Annotated in this window: 16 protein-coding genes; 5 read left to right on the plus strand and 11 right to left on the minus strand. The window is 74.7% G+C overall.

What is annotated here, in order from left to right; translation table 11 throughout:
• Window position 1: 1 nt before the first annotated feature.
• Window positions 2-967 carry an ATP-binding cassette domain-containing protein gene (locus tag ABFX46_RS16470; protein WP_346043070.1) on the plus strand — a complete coding sequence of 322 codons (966 nt, stop codon included), beginning with the start codon at window positions 2-4 and terminating at the stop codon, window positions 965-967.
• A complete protein-coding gene (locus ABFX46_RS16475; RefSeq protein WP_346043071.1) occupies window positions 964-1758 on the plus strand; it encodes an ABC transporter permease in 795 nt (264 codons plus the stop codon). The genes ABFX46_RS16470 and ABFX46_RS16475 overlap by 4 nt, the downstream gene beginning before the upstream one ends.
• Here ABFX46_RS16475 and ABFX46_RS16480 read toward each other — a convergent pair.
• The 3 genes from ABFX46_RS16480 to ABFX46_RS16490 form a co-directional block, all read right to left on the minus strand.
• Complete coding sequence (locus ABFX46_RS16480; protein ID WP_346043073.1) at window positions 1755-2459, minus strand: hypothetical protein; 705 nt, start codon at window positions 2457-2459, stop codon at window positions 1755-1757. The two genes, ABFX46_RS16475 and ABFX46_RS16480, sit on opposite strands and share 4 nt — an antisense overlap.
• A 120-nt stretch (window positions 2460-2579) precedes the next feature.
• Window positions 2580-3311, minus strand: a complete 732-nt coding sequence (locus tag ABFX46_RS16485) for an anti-sigma factor family protein (protein ID WP_346043074.1) — start codon at window positions 3309-3311, stop codon at window positions 2580-2582.
• The gene (locus ABFX46_RS16490) at window positions 3308-3904 is read right to left on the minus strand and encodes a sigma-70 family RNA polymerase sigma factor (RefSeq protein ID WP_428831268.1); all 597 of its coding nucleotides are present in this window, start codon (window positions 3902-3904) and stop codon (window positions 3308-3310) included. Before ABFX46_RS16490 ends, ABFX46_RS16485 begins: the two co-directional genes overlap by 4 nt.
• A 335-nt stretch (window positions 3905-4239) precedes the next feature.
• On the opposite strand from ABFX46_RS16490, the gene ABFX46_RS16495 reads away from it, so the two are divergent.
• The 3 genes from ABFX46_RS16495 (at window position 4240) to ABFX46_RS16505 (ending at window position 5941) form a co-directional block, all read left to right on the plus strand.
• Window positions 4240-4935: a hypothetical protein gene (locus tag ABFX46_RS16495; protein ID WP_346043076.1), complete on the plus strand. Its 696-nt coding sequence runs from the start codon at window positions 4240-4242 to the stop codon at window positions 4933-4935.
• Window positions 4936-5002: 67 nt separating this feature from the next.
• Window positions 5003-5428: a PPOX class F420-dependent oxidoreductase gene (locus ABFX46_RS16500; protein ID WP_346043078.1), complete on the plus strand. Its 426-nt coding sequence runs from the start codon at window positions 5003-5005 to the stop codon at window positions 5426-5428.
• 63 nt (window positions 5429-5491) lie between these two features.
• Complete coding sequence (locus ABFX46_RS16505) at window positions 5492-5941, plus strand: SRPBCC family protein (protein WP_346043079.1); 450 nt, start codon at window positions 5492-5494, stop codon at window positions 5939-5941.
• A gap of 144 nt (window positions 5942-6085) precedes the next feature.
• Here the strand turns inward: ABFX46_RS16505 and ABFX46_RS16510 are convergent, their stop codons facing one another.
• The 8 genes from ABFX46_RS16510 to ABFX46_RS16545 all read right to left on the minus strand — a co-directional run bounded on the left by ABFX46_RS16510 (window position 6086) and on the right by ABFX46_RS16545 (window position 18273).
• Window positions 6086-8554, minus strand: coding sequence for a GMC oxidoreductase (locus ABFX46_RS16510; protein WP_346043080.1), 2469 nt, complete (start codon window positions 8552-8554; stop codon window positions 6086-6088).
• A 5-nt stretch (window positions 8555-8559) separates the two neighbouring features.
• On the minus strand, window positions 8560-9663 hold the full coding sequence (locus ABFX46_RS16515) for an alpha/beta fold hydrolase (protein WP_346043081.1): 1104 nt from the start codon (window positions 9661-9663) through the stop codon (window positions 8560-8562).
• 134 nt (window positions 9664-9797) lie between these two features.
• Window positions 9798-12731 (minus strand): helix-turn-helix transcriptional regulator, encoded by a 2934-nt coding sequence (locus tag ABFX46_RS16520; protein ID WP_346043083.1) that lies wholly within the window; start codon window positions 12729-12731, stop codon window positions 9798-9800.
• 251 nt (window positions 12732-12982) lie between these two features.
• Entirely contained in the window at window positions 12983-14416 is a 1434-nt protein-coding gene (locus tag ABFX46_RS16525; RefSeq protein WP_346043085.1) for a rhamnulokinase, read from the minus strand.
• A complete protein-coding gene (locus tag ABFX46_RS16530) occupies window positions 14413-15033 on the minus strand; it encodes a LutC/YkgG family protein (protein ID WP_346043086.1) in 621 nt (206 codons plus the stop codon). Before ABFX46_RS16530 ends, ABFX46_RS16525 begins: the two co-directional genes overlap by 4 nt.
• A complete protein-coding gene (locus tag ABFX46_RS16535) occupies window positions 15030-16502 on the minus strand; it encodes a LutB/LldF family L-lactate oxidation iron-sulfur protein (protein ID WP_346043088.1) in 1473 nt (490 codons plus the stop codon). Before ABFX46_RS16535 ends, ABFX46_RS16530 begins: the two co-directional genes overlap by 4 nt.
• Window positions 16499-17212 (minus strand): (Fe-S)-binding protein, encoded by a 714-nt coding sequence (locus ABFX46_RS16540; RefSeq protein WP_346043090.1) that lies wholly within the window; start codon window positions 17210-17212, stop codon window positions 16499-16501. Before ABFX46_RS16540 ends, ABFX46_RS16535 begins: the two co-directional genes overlap by 4 nt.
• Window positions 17209-18273, minus strand: coding sequence for a LacI family DNA-binding transcriptional regulator (locus ABFX46_RS16545; RefSeq protein ID WP_346043092.1), 1065 nt, complete (start codon window positions 18271-18273; stop codon window positions 17209-17211). The genes ABFX46_RS16540 and ABFX46_RS16545 overlap by 4 nt, the downstream gene beginning before the upstream one ends.
• Window positions 18274-18441 lie beyond the last annotated feature (168 nt).

The raw sequence follows: 18441 nt of genomic DNA on the forward strand, positions 1-18441 counted from the left end.
CATGACCGAACCACGGCCGGCGGTCGTCGCCGAGGGGCTGCGCAAGCGCTACGGCGGCACCGAGGCCCTCGCCGGGCTCGACCTGCGCGTGCCCGCCGGCACCGTGCACGGGCTGCTCGGCCCGAACGGCGCGGGCAAGACCACCGCCGTCCGGGTCCTGACCACGCTGGCCAGGCCGGACGGCGGCACCGCCCGGGTCGCCGGGCACGACGTCGTGCGCGAGGCGGGGGAGGTGCGGCGCAGCATCGGGCTCGTCGGGCAGCACGCGGCGGTCGACGAGATCCTCGGCGGGCGGCAGAACCTCGTCATGTTCGGCCGCCTCTACCACCTCGGCGCGCGGGAGGCGCGGCGGCGGGCGGACGAGCTGCTGGAGCGGTTCCGGCTCACCGACGCCGCGGACCGGGCCGCGGGGGAGTACTCCGGCGGCATGCGGCGGCGCCTCGACCTGGCCGCCTCGATGATCCTCGCGCCGCCGGTGCTGTTCCTGGACGAGCCGACCACCGGCCTCGACCCGCGCGCCCGGGGCGAGGTCTGGGACGCGATCCGCGCGCTGGTGGACGGCGGCACGACCGTCCTGCTGACCACCCAGTACCTGGAGGAGGCCGACCGGCTCGCCTCGGGCATCTCGGTGATCGACCACGGCCGCGTCATCGCCGAGGGCACCCCCGACCAGCTGAAGAGGCGGTTCGGCGGCGACCGGATCGAGGTCGTGGTGGACGATCCCGCCGCCCTCGGCGACGCCGCCCGCATCGTCGGCCGGGTCGCGGCCGGGGAGGTCGACGTGGACGCCGAATCCCTGCGGATCGGGGCGCCGGTGCCCGAGCGGGCCGCTGCCCTGACCGAGGCCGTCCGCGCCCTGGACGAGGCGGGCCTCAAGGTCGCCGACATCGGCCTGCGCAGACCCACCCTGGACGAGGTGTTCCTGCACCTCACCGACAACAAGAAGAAGGAGGAGGTGCCCTCATGAGCGTCCAGACGCTCCGCTGGGCGGTCGCCGACGGGCGGACGCTGACCGGCCGGGCCCTCGCCCACTGGGCCCGGCAGCCCGGCCAGATCGCCCTCGGGCTGCTGTTCCCGGTGATGGTCGTGCTGATGATGGGCTACCTGTTCGGCGGGCAGATGGACGTCCCCGGCGGCGGCAGCTACCGGGCGTTCATCGTCCCCGGCATGTTCGCGCTGACGATGGCGTTCGGCGTCGAGGAGACGTTCGTGCGCGTGGCGGGCGACGCGGCGAAGGGCGTGACCGACCGGTTCCGCACGATGCCGATGTCGCCGTCCGCCGTGGTCGTCGGGCGGGTCGCCGCCGACATGATCCACTCGGTGGCCGGGCTGGCGGTGATGGCGGCCTGCGGTGTGCTGATCGGCTGGCGCGTCGAGGACGGCGCCGCGAAGGCCCTCGCCGGGTTCGGGCTCCTGCTGCTCCTGCGGTTCGCGCTCATCTGGATGGGCGTCTACCTCGGGCTCGTCGCCAAGGGCCCGGAGTCGGTGGCGGCCGTGCAGATCCTGGTGTGGCCGATCGGGTTCCTGTCCAGCGCGCTGATCGCACCGAGCACGATGCCCGGCTGGCTCGGCGCGATCGCCGAGTGGAACCCGATGTCGGCGACCGTCACCGCGTGCCGCGAGCTGTTCGGCTCGCCCGTCGCCGGCGACTCGTGGGCGGCGCAGCACAGCCTGCTGATGGCGCTGGTGTGGCCGCTGGTGATCGCGGCGGTGTTCGTCCCGCTGTCGGTCCGCCGGTACCGGGCGATGGGCCGCTAGGGCAGCACCGAGGCCCGGTGCCGGGCCAGCGGCAGCGCCGGGTAGCACGCCTCCGGCAAGGGCTCCGCGCCGTTCAGCGCGGTGCGGAGCCTCGCCCCGACGGCGGCCGCGTCGTAGGGCTGGACGACGCACAGCTCGGCCTGCATCGCCTGCCGCGCCGCCGCCATCAGCGCCGGGACGTCCCCGACGATCACGACCTCGGACGGGGCGTCGCCGTAGGACAGCCGGACGGCGAGGGCGTGCATCCCGGCGGTGCCGGCGCCCTCGTAGCGGAACTCGCACACCAGGCGGTCGCCGTCCAGCGGCCCCTCCTGGATCAGCCACGCCTGGCCGGGCACGACCCGCCCGAGCGAGCCCTCCCACGGCGCGGCCGGGACGCCGCCGAGCGCACCGGCCGCGCGCCCCGCCGCCGCGCGGCCCTTCACCGGGCCGATCGCGGCGATCGCCCGCAGGAACGCCCGCGCGCCCGGGGTCGCCGCCGCGCGCAGGCAGCCGATCAGGTCGCCGAGCGCGGCGAGCCGCCCCTGCTCGTGCGGGGCCGCCGCCTCCAGCGCGCCGAGCTGCGCGGACGTCCACACCTCCGCCTGCAGCGGGCCGGGCAGCGCCGGGAGGGCGTCGGCCTCCCGGACGTAGGCCTCGTACACCTCGCGGAGCCCCGGCAGCATCAGCTCGGGGCCTGGGGAAGACCGGCGCGCACTCACCCCTCAAGGGTAGGAGACGCCCCGGGCCGGGGAGCACGGGGAGCGGCGCGTCCCGGACGGCCGGTGTGCGGCCGGGCCGGCCGGGACGCGCCGCGGGCCTGCGCCGGTCCTGCGCCGCTCCTATGCGGGGACGGTCAGGAGCGTGCGTCCCGCGCCGATCGTGCGGACCTCGAACCGGGCGATCTCGTCGGGCCGCAGCGCCGTGCCGCCCTGCAGCGCCAGCCGCGGCTGCGGCGACCCCGGCAGCCCGTACCCCCTGGCGGGGACGGACCAGCCGACGACGGTGTGCGCGCTGCCGCGCTCGTCCACCGCGACCAGCTCGCACTCCAGCGGCCCGCGGACCCTGCTCAGCTCCATCCCGATCCGGCTGCCCCACGCCTTCGGCTGCACCGCGACCGTGCCGCTCACGCCGGTGCCCGCGTCGGTGGCCGAGACCCGCCGCCCGTCCCGCAGCAGCGCGGCCGTGCCGTCGTCCTGCCCCGCGGGCGGGGACGCCGAGGTCCCGCGGTCGGCGCCGAGCGTGAACCCGGTGCCGAGCGCCCCGCCGAGCAGCACGACCCCGGCGGCGGCCGCGGCCAGCGCCCGCGCCGCCCGGTGCCGGCGCCGCCGGCCGGCCCGGTGCCGCAGCAGGTCCGACACCACGGCGGGCTCGGGCGGGACCGGCATCGCGTCGGCGGGCTCGGCGATCGGCGCGATGCCGTCCAGCGTCCGGGCGATCCCGCGCAGCATGCCGAGCTCGTCGTGGCAGGACGGGCACGCCGGCAGGTGCGCCTCGAACGCCCGGCGGTCGGGCTCCTCCAGCAGGCCGAGGGCGTAGGCGCCGACGTCGATGTGCGGCGGATCCGCGATCACGGCGTCACGCCCCTCTCCTCCAGGGCGACGCGCAGCGCCCTGAGCGCGTAGTAGACCCGGGACTTCACGGTGCCCACGGGGATGCCGAGGTGCCGGGCCGCCTCGTTGACCGAGCGGTCCCGGAAGAAGGTCTCGTTGAGGACCTCGCGGTGGGCGGGGGACAGCGCGAGGAGGGCTTCGGACACGACGACGGAGCGCAGCAGATCCTCCAACCCGTCGGGCACGCGCATGTTCTCCAGCGGGCCCTCGCCCGCCTCCTGCGGCCGTGCGTTCTTGCGGCGCTGGTCGTCGATGACGATCCGGCGGGCGACGGTCGCGAGCCACGGCAGCAGCGAGGCCGCGTTCTCGTCGAGCTGGTGCGCGCTGCGCCACGCCCGGATCATGGTCTCCTGCACCACGTCCTCGGCCCAGTGCCGGTCGCCGCCGGTGAGGCGCAGCACGAAGGACAGCAGCGGGCGCCCGTACACGCGGTAGAGCTCGGTCACGATCACCTGGTCGTCCACGCCGCCGTCGGGCTGCGGGCCGCGGAACCAGCTCCACGGTCCGGGCGGGCGTTCGCGGGTGGCCGAGGCGGCCGGTGATCTGTGGGCCATCGGGGTCTCCGGGCGGTGCGGGGGCGGTGCGGGGCGGATCGACGCGGTGACCGTGTGTCGGGTGTCACGCTGGGAGGCAGTACGCGATGCCGGGGCCGCCCGGTTCAACCGGGACCGGTTCGTGGTGGATTTTCCAGTTGAGTCCTTACTAGTTCGCCATGTTTTACTGACCCTCGGCGCGGACGGTCTCCGTGTCGCGTCCAAGGGGCGTGACAGACCGCGACACGATTCCGTTAACGGAGTCCTCCGCCGGGGCAACGCTCACTCCACGCTTGGAGCGAATGCGGGCATCGGGCCCATTTGCCCATACAGGACCGAGGGGCGGGATCGGCACAGTGGAAGGAAACGGGGAAGCACAGCTCAGCTACCGCCTGCTGCTGGCGGTGGACATCCAGGGGTACAGCAAGCGCGACACGCGCGAGCAGCTGCTCGCGCAGCGGCAGCTGTCGGACGCGCTCGACCGCGCGGCGCGCGGCGTCGGCCTCGACCGGGCCGGCTGGGCCAAGCAGGTCGGCGGGGACGGCGAGCTCGCCACCCTGCCGGAGGGGGTCGACCCGGCGCCGGTGGCCGGCGACTTCGTCGTCCTGCTCGACGAGGCGCTGCGCGAGACCAACCGGGACCCCGGCCGGTTCCGGCTGCGGGTGCGGCTCGCGATGCACCACGGCACGCTCACCGCCGGGCCGTTCGGGCCGGCCGGCGACGCGCCCATCGTCGTCCAGCGGCTGCTGGACGCGATGCCGCTGCGCCGGCTGCTGACCGACGACCCCGGCCGCGACCTGGCCTACGTCGTCTCGGACTCGCTGTTCGAGGACGTCGTCCGGACCGGGTTCTGCGCGCTGCCGCCGCACGAGTTCCAGGCGGTCAAGGTGGTCGCGAAGGGCGCCGCGTTCCGCGGCCACATCCACACCGGCCGCGCCGCCCGCCGCACGGTCCGCCGCGAGGCGGACGCCGGCGGCGAGCGGGGCGGCCCGGCCGCCGGGGCGGCGCCGCACGCCCGCGTCCTGACCCTCCCGACCGCCGCCGCGCGGTAGCCGGGAAGGGAACCGGGGACGGCGTGGTTGTGGGCGGGAAAGCCGATCTCTTCCAGGGAGGCCGACGATGGCGGACGACGCGGCGCTCGTGGCGCTGCTCAAGGACCGGGACCTCGGGGTGCTGGCGACGCTGAAGCGGGACGGGCGGCCGCAGCTGTCCAACATCAACTACCACTTCGACGAGGACCGCCGGCTCGTCCGGATCTCGGTCACCGCCGACCGCGCCAAGACCCGCAACCTCGCCCGCGACCCGCGCGCGAGCCTGCACGTCAGCGCCCCGGACGGCTGGTCGTGGGCGGTCGCCGAGGGCACCGCCGAGCTGTCGGCCGTCGCCGCCGATCCGCACGACGCGACCGTCGAGGAACTGGTCGGGGTGTACCGCGACATCCGCGGCGAGCACCCCGACTGGGACGACTACCGGCGCGCCATGGTCGCCGACGGCCGCGTCGTCGTCCGCCTCCACGTCGAGCGCCTCTACGGCCAGGCCGGCTGAGGCCGCCGGGCCGGGGGCCCGGCGGCCTTGTGAGGGTGGTGCGCGGGTGGCTACGGTTCGGTGATGATCCAGGCCACCGCCACCACCAGCGCCGCACCCGAAGAGGTGTTCCGGCACCTGGCCGTCCCGGAGGCGTGGGGCGCGTGGGGCAAGTTCCCCACGCCCGCCCGGCAGGCGCGCAAGGGCGACACCACCGCCTACGGCGTCGGGACGGTCAAGAAGATCTGGCCCGCCAGCGAGCAGACCGTCGCCTACGAGCCGTACTCGCACTTCGGCTACATCGCCCTGTCGGGGCTGCCCGTGCGCCGCTACCGCTCCGACGTGTACCTGGAGGCCCGCGACGGCGGCACCGCCATCCGCTGGGAGGCGGTGTTCGAGCCGCTCATCCCCGGCACCCGCCCGCTGCTGCGGTTCGCGCTGGGCCTGATGCTGAAGTCGTTCGTCCGCTGGCTCCCCGCCCACGTCGAGCACTGCCCCGACACCTGCCCCGCCCGCCGCGCCGGCGACATCTGAGCGGGGACCGGGCCCGTTCTCATGCGGGGGCGGGCCGGAGACCGCGCGACCCCCCGCGCGGCCTCCGGCGAAAAGGTGCAGGCCGAGAGCACCCCGCAGTTCCCTCGGCCTGCACGACCTTGGCCCCCCTTGTCGGATCCCGGGTCAGACGGGATCCGGGCCGTACACCTCCCACAGCTCCCCGGCGAAGAACCGGCCGAAGTCGAGCAGCTTGCCCGCCCCGTCCGGGCCCGACGTGCGGAACGTCGTGAGCTGCCGCGCGAAGTCCGTCAGCTGGATGTGCAGCACCCCCGCCGCGACGACGTCCGCGCCGTCCTCCTCGTCCTCGCCGACGTGGCCCTCCAGCAGCCGCACGTAGAGCGTGGACGTGTCCGGCCAGATCCGCGTCGGCGGCCCGTGCAGGACGTTCTTGTGCCCGCTCAGCGTCCGCCGCCGGTCCTCGCCGTCGGTGTAGAACAGCCGGTACTTCATCAGCCGCCGGTCCTGCGCGCCGTCCGCGACGAACAGGTTGAACGTGCCCCGCTCGACCGGGCAGCGGCCCCCGTGCCCGCCGGCGTCGATCCACCCCTCGGCCTTCGCCTCGTGGCCGGGGTCGGCGAGGAACCGGTCGGTGTCGTCCGCGGTGATCGTCAGCCGGAACGACAGCGGCCGGCGCCCCTCGGCCAGCTCCCCGATCCGCGCGTCGCTCTCCCCGTAGGTGACGAACCCCTTCATCTCCTCGGTGAACGACAGCGACGTCCGGCCGGCGGCCGCGGGGGACGGTCCCCGTGCCCCGCCGCGGCCGTCCGGGACCGGGCCGGTCCGCTGCGCGGAGGCGCCCTCCGGCGCCCCCGCGGACGGACCGCTCGCCGAGCCGTTCGCCGCCCCGCCGAGCGAGCCGGCCCCCCCGGCCGGCTCGGCCCCCGTGGCAGACGGGGCGGTGCCCGACCCGTCCGCGCGCCCCCGTGCGGACGCGCCCTCCAGCAGCCGCGTCGCCAACCGGTCGGCGTGCGCGGCGATGGTGAGCGAGGGATTCGGGCCCACCGGACCCGGCATCGCCGCCCCGTCGGCGATGTAGAGGCCCGGGAACCCGAACACCTCGCCGAAGGCGTCGCAGACGCCCTCGCCCTGATGGCCCCCCATGGGGGCGCCGCCCAGCGGGTGGACGGTGATGATGCGCTTGCGGAACCACATCGGGTTGTCGTGGTAGTCGGCGCCGAGCACGTCCGCGATGCCCTGCATCGTCTTGCGGACGCGGTTGAACAGCGCCTCGCTGGTCTCGGCGTCCCAGTCGGCGGCGAGCCGGCCGCCCTTCAGGTGCAGCCGCCCGTCGGCGCTGTCGCGGCCCATGCCGAGCAGCGGCAGCGAGCTGACCGTGAGGGCGCCGTCGCCGATCAGATCGGCGATCTCCTTGGACAGGTTCGTGTCCGGCGCGTCCTTGAAGAACTCGGTGAACCGGTTCCACAGGAACTTCACCGCGCGCTCGAAGTCGTTGCCGAGGTCGAGGCTGTCGACGATCCAGTCGGTGAAGCCGGGGTAGCCGCCGTCCTGGATGTAGGCGCCGCGGCCCGCGCCGGGCACGCCGTCCAGCTCGTCCGGCAGCCGGATCGCGGTGGTGATCACCGGGCCGCGGCTGGCGTTCAGCGGCCGGACCCGGTTGCGGTCCTTGGCGCGCAGCAGGAACGTCAGCAGGTCGCCGTTGCCGCTGAACCGGGTGCCGAGCGCCCGCGACAGGCCGGGGAACGCGTCCCGCGACTTCAGCAGCAGGAACGTCGTGCCGTAGGTGCCGGCGCCGAGGACCAGCCGGTCGCAGGAGATCGTCCGGACGGGCGGGCGGCTCTTCTTCGTGGCCGGGTCGGCGTGGTGGACGTAGTCGACCTCGTACCCGCCGCCCGGGCGAGGCCGGATCGCCTTCACCTCGTGGGAGGTGCGGATGTCGGCGCCGTGGTGCGCCGCCGCCGACAGGTAGGTGTGGTCGAGGCTGTTCTTGGCGCCCTCGTTGCAGCCGATGTCGCACTCGCCGCACAGCTTGCACGTGCGCCGCTCGGCGCCGTGGATGTTGCCGTAGCCGGCGTCGGCGATCGGCAGGCTCAGGCCGGGCGTGCCGCCGGGACGCGACGCGAAGCTGACCGCGAGCGGCGGCAGCGAGATCTGCAGCCCGAGCTCGGCCGCCGCGTCCTGCATCGCGTGCGACTTCGGGGTGTCGTCGAAGGGGACCTGCTCCAGCGGGTACGGGGTCGCGCCGAGCATCTTCTCGACGGCGTCGTAGTGCGGGTCGAGGTCGGCGCGGGTGACCGGCCACGGGTCGTGGCCGCCGTCCGGGCGGTCGTTGACGAACCAGCGTTCGTCCTTGCGCAGCAGCACGTTCGCGTAGATCAGCGACCCGCCGCCGAGCCCGGACGACACGACCGAGTCGCAGCCCTTGAAGCTCCAGACGTCGAACATCCCGTACAGGCCCTCGTCCGGGTCCCAGAACGCCCGCCCCATCTCGGCGGGCGAGCGGGGGAAGTCGCCGGGCGCGTACGGCCGCCCGCGCTCCAGCAGGACGACGGACCCGCCGGCCTCCGCCAGCCGGTACGCGGCGACGGACCCTCCGAACCCGGACCCGACCACGACGACGTCCGCGTGCTCCATCGGGATCAGCCCGCCTTCCGCTTGAGGAAGTCGACGACCTGCGGGAACACCTCGGTGTCGGCGTACCGGCCCATGAAGGGGTCCTGGTGGCCGTAACCGGGCAGGACCGCCAGCTCGTGCCGGCCGGGCGCGGCCTCCTCGAGCGTGCGGTGGCAGACGATGTTGGAATCGGTGAACACGTGGTTGCGGTCTCCGGTGAGGAAGAGGATCGGCGTCGGGACGGCGGCGGCGTCCGCGAGGTAGTCGTCCGGGAGGGCGGCGAAGCGCGGGTCGCGCCGGTCGTACTTCACGGCGCGGCCGGCCTTCACCATCCGGTGGATGTGCCGGTAGTAGTCGACGTTGCAGGCCCCGAACAGGTCGGGGAGACGGCTGTGCGTGACCGGCGACATCTTCTCGTGCGTGTAGATCGGTTTGCCGCCGCCCCACATGAAGCTGAGCATGTGGCAGGCGGGTTCGGCGCACTCGCGGTGGAACGGCGCGACCGCCTTGGCGAGCATCCAGCCGCGCGTCATGACCGGGGCGGAGCCGAACCGCGGGTCGAGGTGGCAGGGCCCGACGACGTACTCCATCAGCGCCGGTCCGTAGCCGAGCTTGATCTTCGACCAGGCCGGGGTCCGCGGGGTCAGCGAGACGCTGTTGCAGACCAGGCTGGTGACGCCGGTGACGGTGCCGGCGAACAGCGCCATCGAGAACGAGATCGAGCCCACGCAGTGCGTGATCACGTGCAGGCGCTTGCCGCCGATGTGGCGCCGCAGCTCGGCGAGCGCCGCCGGGTGGTCCCACAGCGCGAGCGCGTCCAGGCTGTGGCGCCCCATCTCGGAGTTGTAGGGGAACCGGCCGCTGATCCGCAGGTCGACCGCCCACACGTCGCCGAAGCCGGCGTCGTGCAGGAAGTTCACCAGGTTCGCGTGCTCCGGCATGATGTACATGTCGCTGGACGTCGTCAGGCCGTGCACCAGCAGGACGGCGTCGCCGCCCGCGTCGGCGGCGGCGCGGCGGAACCGGGTCAGGCTCAGGCCGAGCCCGTCGCCGGTCGCGAAGGGATGCACGGACACCTCGGCGTCGGCGACGCCCGCGTGCGTGAAGCGCGCGATCCGCTGCTCGTCCATGTCCGTCTCCTCCGCTTTCTGACGCTCCCACCTTGCCGGACGCGGATATCGGCGCGGCATCGTGGAGAACCCGTACTTATGTGCGCGGCCCGGGCCCCGGTACGTACGGGACGTACGGGAAGTAAGACTCGGATCTACTTGGAACGGTTCATCGCGGTCGCGACACCGACCCGGGAGGACACGCCGATCTTGGCGAAGACGCGGGACAGATGGGTCTCCACCGTCCGGACGCTGAGGTAGAGCCGCTCGGCGATCTGCTGGTTGGCGAGGCCCTCGGCGACCAGCAGCGCGATCTCGTGCTCGCGCGGGGACAGCCCGTACGGCAGGTCCGGCCTGCCCTTGCCGCCTCCGGCGGAGGTTCCGGCGGTGGGGACCCGCACGCCGAGGCGGCGCTGCTCCCGGGCGACCTGGGCGTGCAGCCCCTTCATGCCGCAGGACTCGAAGATCTCGGCGGCGGTGCGCAGCCGCTCGCGGGCCGCGGTGCGGTCGCCGGCGGCGGCGTGCGCGAGCCCGGCGGCCAGTTCGGCGCGGCCCGCCTCCGGACGCCGGCCCGCCTTGGTGAGCAGGGCGGCCGCCTCCGCCGCCAGCGCGGCCGACGCGGCCGGGTCGCCGGCCCGCAGCGCGTGCGCGCGGGTCAGCTTCGCCAGGCCGACGTCGCCGGTCAGCGCCGGGTCCGCGATCGCCTCGGCGATGTCGGCCCAGTTCGCGGCGTCGGCGGCGTCGTCCTGCGCGGCCCGGACGCAGGCGAGGGCCTCGGCGCAGCTGCCGAGGGTGCCGAAGTCCAGGCCCTGGTCGCCGGTGCCGCACGCGGCGATCAGCGCGGTGGCGCCCTCCTCCAGTCGGCCCTCGTTGATGACGGCGAGGGCGCGGGCGACGTGCGCCATGTGCGTCCACCACTCGCCCGAGCCGGTGTCGTTGGCGACGGCCTCGTCCCCGGCCCGCAGCGCCCGCTCGTGGTCGCCCGTCCAGGACGCGGTCAGGCACTGCTGGATCAGCCCGTAGGCCAGCACCTCCTGCGAGCGCAGGTCGCGGCCGACGGCGGTGGCCTCGTCGGCGACGGCGGCGGCCTCCTCCAGCCGGCCGAGCTGCGCCAGCACGCGGGACTGCCCGGCCAGCATGTAGCCCAGGATGAACGTCTGCCCGGTCGTGCGGGTGATCGCCACCAGCCGCTCGGCGTGCCGCAGCGCCTCGTCGTACATGCCGAGGAAGCACTCGGCGAACACCAGCCAGGCGAAGCAGTCCAGGCAGTCGGCGAAGTCGGTGTCGGACGCCGCCGAGAACAGCCGGTCGGCCGTCTGCGCGTAGGCGATCGCCTGCTCGACCTCGCCGCGCCCGTAGGCGACCATCGGGCGCATCGCCGCGACCGCCGCCGTCAGCCCCGGGCTCCAGCCGGGCGCGGTGTCCGGGATCGTCTCCAGGATCGCGTGCGACCCGCGCGTGTCGATCTTCTGGATGCGGTCGGCGACGAGCCGGATCCGCAGCAGCACCGCCTCGGGGGTCTGCCGGTCGGTGATGCGGCGCAGCTCGTCCAGCACCAGGGCGCGGGCCTCGTGGATGCGGCCGAGCTGCCGCTCCATGATCGCGCACATGTGCACGGTCCGGGCGCGCCGGACGATGTCGTCGGCCGGCAGCAGCCCGAGCAGCGTGCGGGCGGTCTCGCGGCCCTCCTCGGCGTGGCCGCTGACGGCCTGCATGAAAGTCAGCTCGACCAGCAGCTCGACGCGGTCGGGGTAGGCGCCGCCGGGGGCGTCGGGCATCAGGTCGAGCGCGGCCCGCAGCCAGTACGCGGCGGTGCCGGGCGCCTGCGGCGCGACGACGCGGGCGGCCTCCACCAGCGTCCGGATCGCCTCGGCGTCGCCGAACCGCGCCGACCGCACCACGTGGTGGGCGCGCACCGCCGCCGGGGCACCGAGGTCGGCGAGCCGCGACGCCACCCGCGAGTGCGCGGCGATCCGCCAGCCCGCCGCCGTCGAGGCGTAGGCGACGTGCCGGACGAGGGGGTGGCGGAACCGGAACCGGCCGCCCGGCGCGGCCCGCACCACATCGTGGCCGGTCAGCACGTCCAGCGCGGCGAGCGCCTCGCCCGGCTCCATCTCCGCGGCCACCGCCGCCAGCTCCGGCTCGAACACGTCCGCCGCCACCGCGGCGCCCCGCGCCATCCGCAGCGCGTGCGGCGGCAGGGCGCTCAGCTCCACCTGCAGCGCCGCCCGCACCGCCGGCGGCACCTCGGTCAGGTTCGCCACGCCCTTCTCCCAGTGCCGGTCGAGGCCGTTTCCGGCCACGGGCGCGGCGCCGTCGGCCATCTTGGCCAGCGCCTCCAGGTAGAACGGGTTGCCGCCGCTGGCCTTGAACAGCGCCTCGCACTGCGCGTGGCTCATGTCCGGGCCGAGGAACTCGCGGACCTCGTTCTGGCTGAGCGGGTCGACGGTGATCCGCACGCCCTGCGGGCCGGCCGCGTCCACCAGCGCCGCCAGCCGCGGGGACGCCTGCGCCGGCCGGTAGGCGACCGCGACCAGCACCCGGGCGCGCGGCGGATGCCGGACGAGGTGGTCCAGGAGTTCGATCGTCGCGTCGTCGGCCCAGTGCAGGTCGTCCAGGATCAGCACCAGCCCGGACGGCTCGGCCAAGTCTTCCAGGAGGTGCCGGACGGTCCGGTGCAGCTGGTACCGCGCGACGTGCGAGTCGGGGGAGGCGACCGCGGGCTCGCCGGTCAGGTCGGCCAGCGCGGGGAACACCGTCCCCAGCAGCCGCCGCGCCCCCGCCGGCAGGCCCAGGGTGTGCTCTTCGAGGCGGTCGTCGAGCGCGTCGACGACGGCGCCGAACGGCATCTCCTGCTCGAACTCGGCCGCGCGCCCGGCCACGAACGGCAGCTTGCGCGCGATCGCGCCGTCGGCCAGCTCGTTCAGCAGCCGCGTCTTGCCGGCGCCGGGCTCGCCGACCATCGCCAGGAAGCCGTAGCCGCCCGCGGCCGCGTCCAGGACGCGCTCGATCTCCTGCAGCGCGTCCCGTCGGCCGACCAGCGGAGCGTTGCCGGAGCCCCCGGCCCGGCGCGCCGCGCGACCCTGCATGTCCACATCCCAACAGCGACAGGCGGTCGATACGCCGTGATCATGCTTCTCGTCGTGGTCCCGGAGAATTGCGGGATCACCTTATCGGGTAGAACGTCAATAAGGCGGGGCAACACGCCCCCGCCTGGGCGTGCCCCCCACCTGGCGGGCTCCTCGTGACCGTATGTACATAGCTATGAACGGCCCTCGGGCGTCCCATGTCAACCTCGGGTGCGTAAAGCGTCGCGGGCCCGTGACATCCGGAGGCCGGCTCAGGTTTCCAGGCCGAGGCGGAGGGCGGCCTCCCGCCACCGGGACTCGTCGCCCGACGGGGTGTGCCGCCGGACGTGCTGGGTCGCGGCGACCAGGGCGCGCGCCTCGGCGAGGTCCCGGACGGCGCCGTGCGCGCGGGCCTGGGCCAGCACGTTGCCGAGGGCGGTCGCCTCGACCGGGCCCGCCACGACCGGCAGGCCGGCGGCGTCGGCGGTCAGCCGGCACAGCAGGTCGTTGCGGCTGCCGCCGCCCACCAGGTGCACGACCTCGATGTCGACGCCGGACAGGGCGGCGGCCCGGCGCAGCGTGACGCGGTGCGCCAGGGCGAGGCTGTCCATGATGCAGCGGACCGTCGCGGCGCGGCCGGACGGCGCGGGGAACCCGCGGCGGCGGCAGTGCGCGGCGATGCGGGACGGCATGTCGCCGGGCGGGAGGAACTCCGGGTCGTCCGGGTCGATCAGCGAGCGCAGGCCCGGGACCCGCCCGGCCTCGGCGAGCAGGGCGGGCAGGTCGGGGTTCCCCCAGGCCCGCAGGCACTCCTGGAGCAGCCACAGGCCCATCACGTTGCGCAGGTAGCGGACCGTCCCGTCGACTCCGCCCTCGTTGGTGAAGTTGGCCTCGCGGCTCGCCTCGGTCAGGACGGGCGCGTCCAGTTCGACGCCGACCAGCGACCAGGTGCCGCACGAGATGTAGGCGAACCGGTCGGTCGCGGCGGGCACGGCGGCGACGGCGGACGCGGTGTCGTGGGAGCCGACGGCCGTCACGCGCAGCCCGCCGTGGCCGGTCTCGGCCGCCACGTCGGGGCGGAGCGCGCCGATCACCGACCCCGGCTCGCGGAGCGGCGGGAGGATCTTCGCCGGGAGGCCCAGCCGGTCGAGGAGGTCCCGCGACCAGGTGCCGTCGCGCACGTCGAGCAGGCCGGTCGTGGACGCGTTGGTGCGCTCCGCGCCGATCTCGCCCGTGAGCCAGTAGGCCAGCAGGTCGGGGATGAGCAGGAGCGTGCTCGCCCCGGACAGGTCGTCGGCCACCAGCTGGTAGATCGTGTTGAACGGCAGGAACTGCAGCCCGGACGCCCGGTACAGGAGGCCGTCGCCCAGTTCGGCGCGGACGCGGTCCATCACGCCGTCGGTGCGGGAGTCGCGGTAGTGGACGGGGTTGCCGAGCAGCGAGCCGCCGGCGTCGAGCAGCCCGTAGTCGACCGCCCAGGAGTCGATGCCGACCGACGCCAGGCCGGACGGCGCGGCGCGCAGCCCGTCCAGGACGTTGCCGTAAAGGCCCAGGATGTCCCAGTGCAGGGTGCCGTTGACGCGGACGGGGCGGTTCGGGAACCGGCGGACCTCGTCCAGGTCGAGGACGCCGGGTCCGACGCGGCCGGCCATCACGCGGCCGCTGGAGGCCCCCAGGTCGACGGCCGCGAACGTCGCTTCGCTCATTGGAGGACCAGGACCTCCAGCGTGCGGGGGCCGTGCACGCCCTCCACCCGGGACAGCTCGATGTCGCTCGTCGCCGACGGCCCCGACACGAACGTCAGCGGGCGGGACGGGTCCAGCCGTTCGAGCGCCTCCGGCACGTCCGGCGCGACCTGCTCGGCGAGCACGACGATCAGGTGGTAGTCGGGCACGAGCGACAGGGCGCGCGGCCCCTGCGCGGCGCCGTGGTCCAGGATGATCGTGCCGGTCTCCGCGATCGCGGCGGCGCAGCCGGTGACCGCGCCCGCCAGTCGGTCGAGGGACGCCACCGAGAAGTCGTGGACGAGCGGCGCGTCCGTCGCCGACGTCCACGCCGCGGGCAGGTCGGACGGGACGCCGTAGGACCCGGGACGGGCCGACAGCCGCTCCGCGACCGCCGCGGCCGCCTCCGCCGCGGGCACCCGCAGCACCGTCGCGCGGTAGTCGGCGACCCGCTCGGCGAACAGGTCGAGGACGCCGTCCTCGTGGTGGCGGCGCAGGTAGGACCGGTCGATCCGGCCGTAGGAGGCGGCGACCTCGGCGGCCGGGCGGGTGGGCACGATGCCCTCGACGCGGCGCAGGATCTCCTCGCGGGCGTTCATTCGCCGTCCTCCTTCCGGCCGCCGCCGGTGCGGGCCCACCAGGCGCGGAACGACTCCGGCGGCGGGGCGGGCGCGTCCCGCGTCTCGGTCCAGGCGTTCAGCGGCCCCGGCAGCCGCCGGATCCGGCCGCCGCGCGCGACGATCCGGCGGCTCGCGGACGCGCCGCGCTGCGCGAGCGCGAGCCGGGTGGGGGAGCGCAGCGTCCAACCGGCCGCCGCCATCGCGACCCGTTCGAGTGGGTGTCGCGGGCCCTTCTCCACCGCGCGCGCCCGCAGATGGACGAGCACTTCGGGGATGTCGATCGCGACCGGGCACGCCTCGAAGCACGCCCCGCACAGCGACGAGGCGTAGGGCAGGGACGCGTCCACGTCCGACCCGATGCCCCTGATCTGCGGCGACAGGATCGCGCCGATCGGCCCCGGATACGGCGACCCGTAGGCGTGGCCGCCCGCGCGCCGGTAGACCGGGCACACGTTCAGGCACGCCGAGCAGCGGATGCAGCGCAGCGCCTGCCGGCCGACCTCGTCGGCGAGGGTGGCGGTGCGGCCGTTGTCCAGCAGCACGAGGTGGAAGTCGCGCGGGCCGTCGCCGGGGGTCACGCCCGTCCAGGCGGAGGTGTAGGGGTTCATCCGCTCGGCGGTGGACGAGCGGGGCAGCAGCTGCAGGAACACCTCCAGGTCCCGCCAGCTCGGCACGATCTTCTCCACGCCCATCACCGAGATCAGCGTCTCGGGGAGCGTCAGGCACATCCGCCCGTTGCCCTCCGACTCCAGGACGACGAGTGTGCCGGTGTCGGCGACCGCGAAGTTCACGCCCGACACGCCGACCTTCGCCGACAGGAACTTGGCGCGCAGGTGCCGCCGCGCCGCCTCGGCCAGCGCGGCGGGGGAGTCGGTCAGGTCGGCCGGGGCGTCCTCCATCGCGCGCAGGAAGATGTCGCGGATGTCGGACCGGTTCCGGTGGATGGCCGGGACGAGGATGTGCGACGGCCGGTCGTCGCCGAGCTGCACGATCAGCTCGGCGAGGTCGGTCTCGTAGGCGGTGACGCCCTCCTCGGCGAGGAACTCGTTGAGGCCGATCTCCTGCGTGGCCATCGACTTGACCTTGACGACCTCGGTCTCGCCGGTCGCCTTCACGAGGTCGGCGACGATCCGGTTGGCCTCGGCGGCGTCCCGCGCCCAGTGCACCGTCCCGCCGGCCTCGGTGACCTTCTCCTCCAGCAGCCGCAGGTAGTGGCCGAGGTTCGCGAGGACGTGGTCCTTGATCTGCTTGCCGGCCTCGCGCAGCGCCGGCCAGTCGGCCAGCTCGGCGACCGCGGCGGCGCGCTTGTCGCGGATCGTGGTGGTCGCGTGCGCGAGGTTGCCGCGCAGCCGCGCGTCGGCCACGGCCTCCCGTGCCGCGTCCGGGAACGACGGCATCCCGACGTAGGTCGGCATGGCGGACGATGCGGAGGAAACGGGCGGGGTCATGACGGGTCCTCCTCGGTCGACGCGAGGATCTCGGCCAGGTGCAGCGTTCTTACCCCCGCGCGGGTGCGGGACAGCGCGCCCCCGATGTGCATCAGGCACGAGTTGTCGGCCGCGCACAGCACCTCGGCCCGCGTCTCCCGGACGGCGGTGACCTTGTCGGCGCACATCGCCGCCGACACCTCGGCGTTCTTCAGCGCGAACGTCCCGCCGAACCCGCAGCACTCGGCCGCGTCCGGCAGGTCGACCAGGTCGATGCCGCCGACGTCGCGCAGCAGCCGCAGCGGGCGGTCGCCGACGTGCAGCATCCGCAGCGAGTGGCAGGTCGGGTGGTAGGTGACGCGGTGCGGGAAGTGGGCGCCGACGTCGGTGACGCCGAGGACGTCCACCAGGAACTCCGACAGCTCGTGGACGCGGGAGGCGACCCCGGCGGTGCGCGGCGCCAGCCTGGGGTGCCAGTCCCGGATCATCGCCGCGCACGACGCCGACGGCGCCACGATCGCGTCGTAGGGCTCGAACGTCTCCGCGAACCCCTTCACCAGGCGCAGCGCCTCCCGCCGGTACCCGGTGTTGAGGTGCATCTGCCCGCAGCAGGTCTGCGACTCCGGGAACTCGACGTTGTGGCCGAGCCGCCGCAGCAGCCGCACCATCGCCTTGCCCGTCCCCGGATACAGCGTGTCGTTGACGCAGGTGAGGAACAGCGCGACCTTCATGAGGCGCCTCCAGAGGAGCGGCTGGACTCGCGGACGACCAGCTCGGGCTGGAACATGACCTGCTGGTGGGCGTGCCCGCCCGCGGTGTCGCACTCCTCCAGCAGCAGCTCGGTCGCGATCCGGCCGAGCTGGTAGGTGGGCTGCCGCACCGAGCTGAGGGGGACGGCCGCGGCGGCGGAGAACTCGATGTCGTCGTACCCGATCAGCGCCACGTCAGTCGGCACCTTGATCCCGGCCTGCAGCAGCACGCGCAGCACGCCGAGCGCGAGCAGGTCGTTCGCGCAGAAGATCGCGTCCGGCAGCGGCGGGCCGGCCTCCAGCAGCCGCCGCGCCGCCTCCTGCCCCGACCGGGCGTTCATCGCGCCGACCGCGACCTCGCGCATCGCGTCCCGGCCGAGCCCGGCCGCGCGCAGCGCCCGCAGCGCGCCCTTGCGGCGGTCGGCGCACTGCCGCAGCACCATCGGCCCGGTGACGAACGCCAGCGTGCGGGCCCCGCCGTCCAGCAGCTCGCCGGCCGCGAGCTCGCCGCCCGCGACGTCGTCCACCGCGACCGAGCACTGGCTGGCGCGCGGCGTCGGATGGTCGAGCAGCACCACCGGGACGCCGCGCTCGCGCAGCCGGTCGCAGGCGTCGCTGTCGTCGCCGACCGGGGTCAGCAGCACGCCGCGGACCCGCTGCTCGGCGAACACCCGCAGGTTGCGCCGCTCCCGCTCGTCCGACTCGCCCGACGAGGACAGGATGACCGCGTAGCCGCGCTCGCTGGCGATGTCCTCCACGCCGCGCGCGACGTCGGTGAAGAACGGGTTGGCGAGGTCCAGGACCATCAGCCCGATCGTGCTGCTGTGCCCGGCGCGCAGCGTCGACGCCGACCCGTTGCGGACGAACCCCAGCTCGCGGATCGCCTTCTCGACGCGGGCGCGGGTCGCCTCGGCCACCCGCTCGGGCCGGTTGAGCACGTTGGACACGGTGCCGGGCGAGACGCCGGCGCGCGCCGCGACCTGCTTGATGCCGACCGTCCTGCTCAGGTTCGCGGGACGCCCGGTGCCGTCGTCTGCGCTCAATCGGTGTGCCCCCGGTCCGTCCGCCGCCTGTGTCGCCGCTCACTCTGGGTCATCGTATTAAAACGTGTCAACCCCGGAGTCGGACGGCGGGCGGCCAAAACCCGGGTGGCCGGTCCCGGCCGGGGCGACTTCGAAAACTCCTCCGGCCCTTGCGTGGACGCGGTTTCA

This window comes from Actinomadura chokoriensis, from assembly GCF_039529475.1.
In the GTDB taxonomy this organism is placed as follows: domain Bacteria; phylum Actinomycetota; class Actinomycetes; order Streptosporangiales; family Streptosporangiaceae; genus Spirillospora; species Spirillospora bangladeshensis.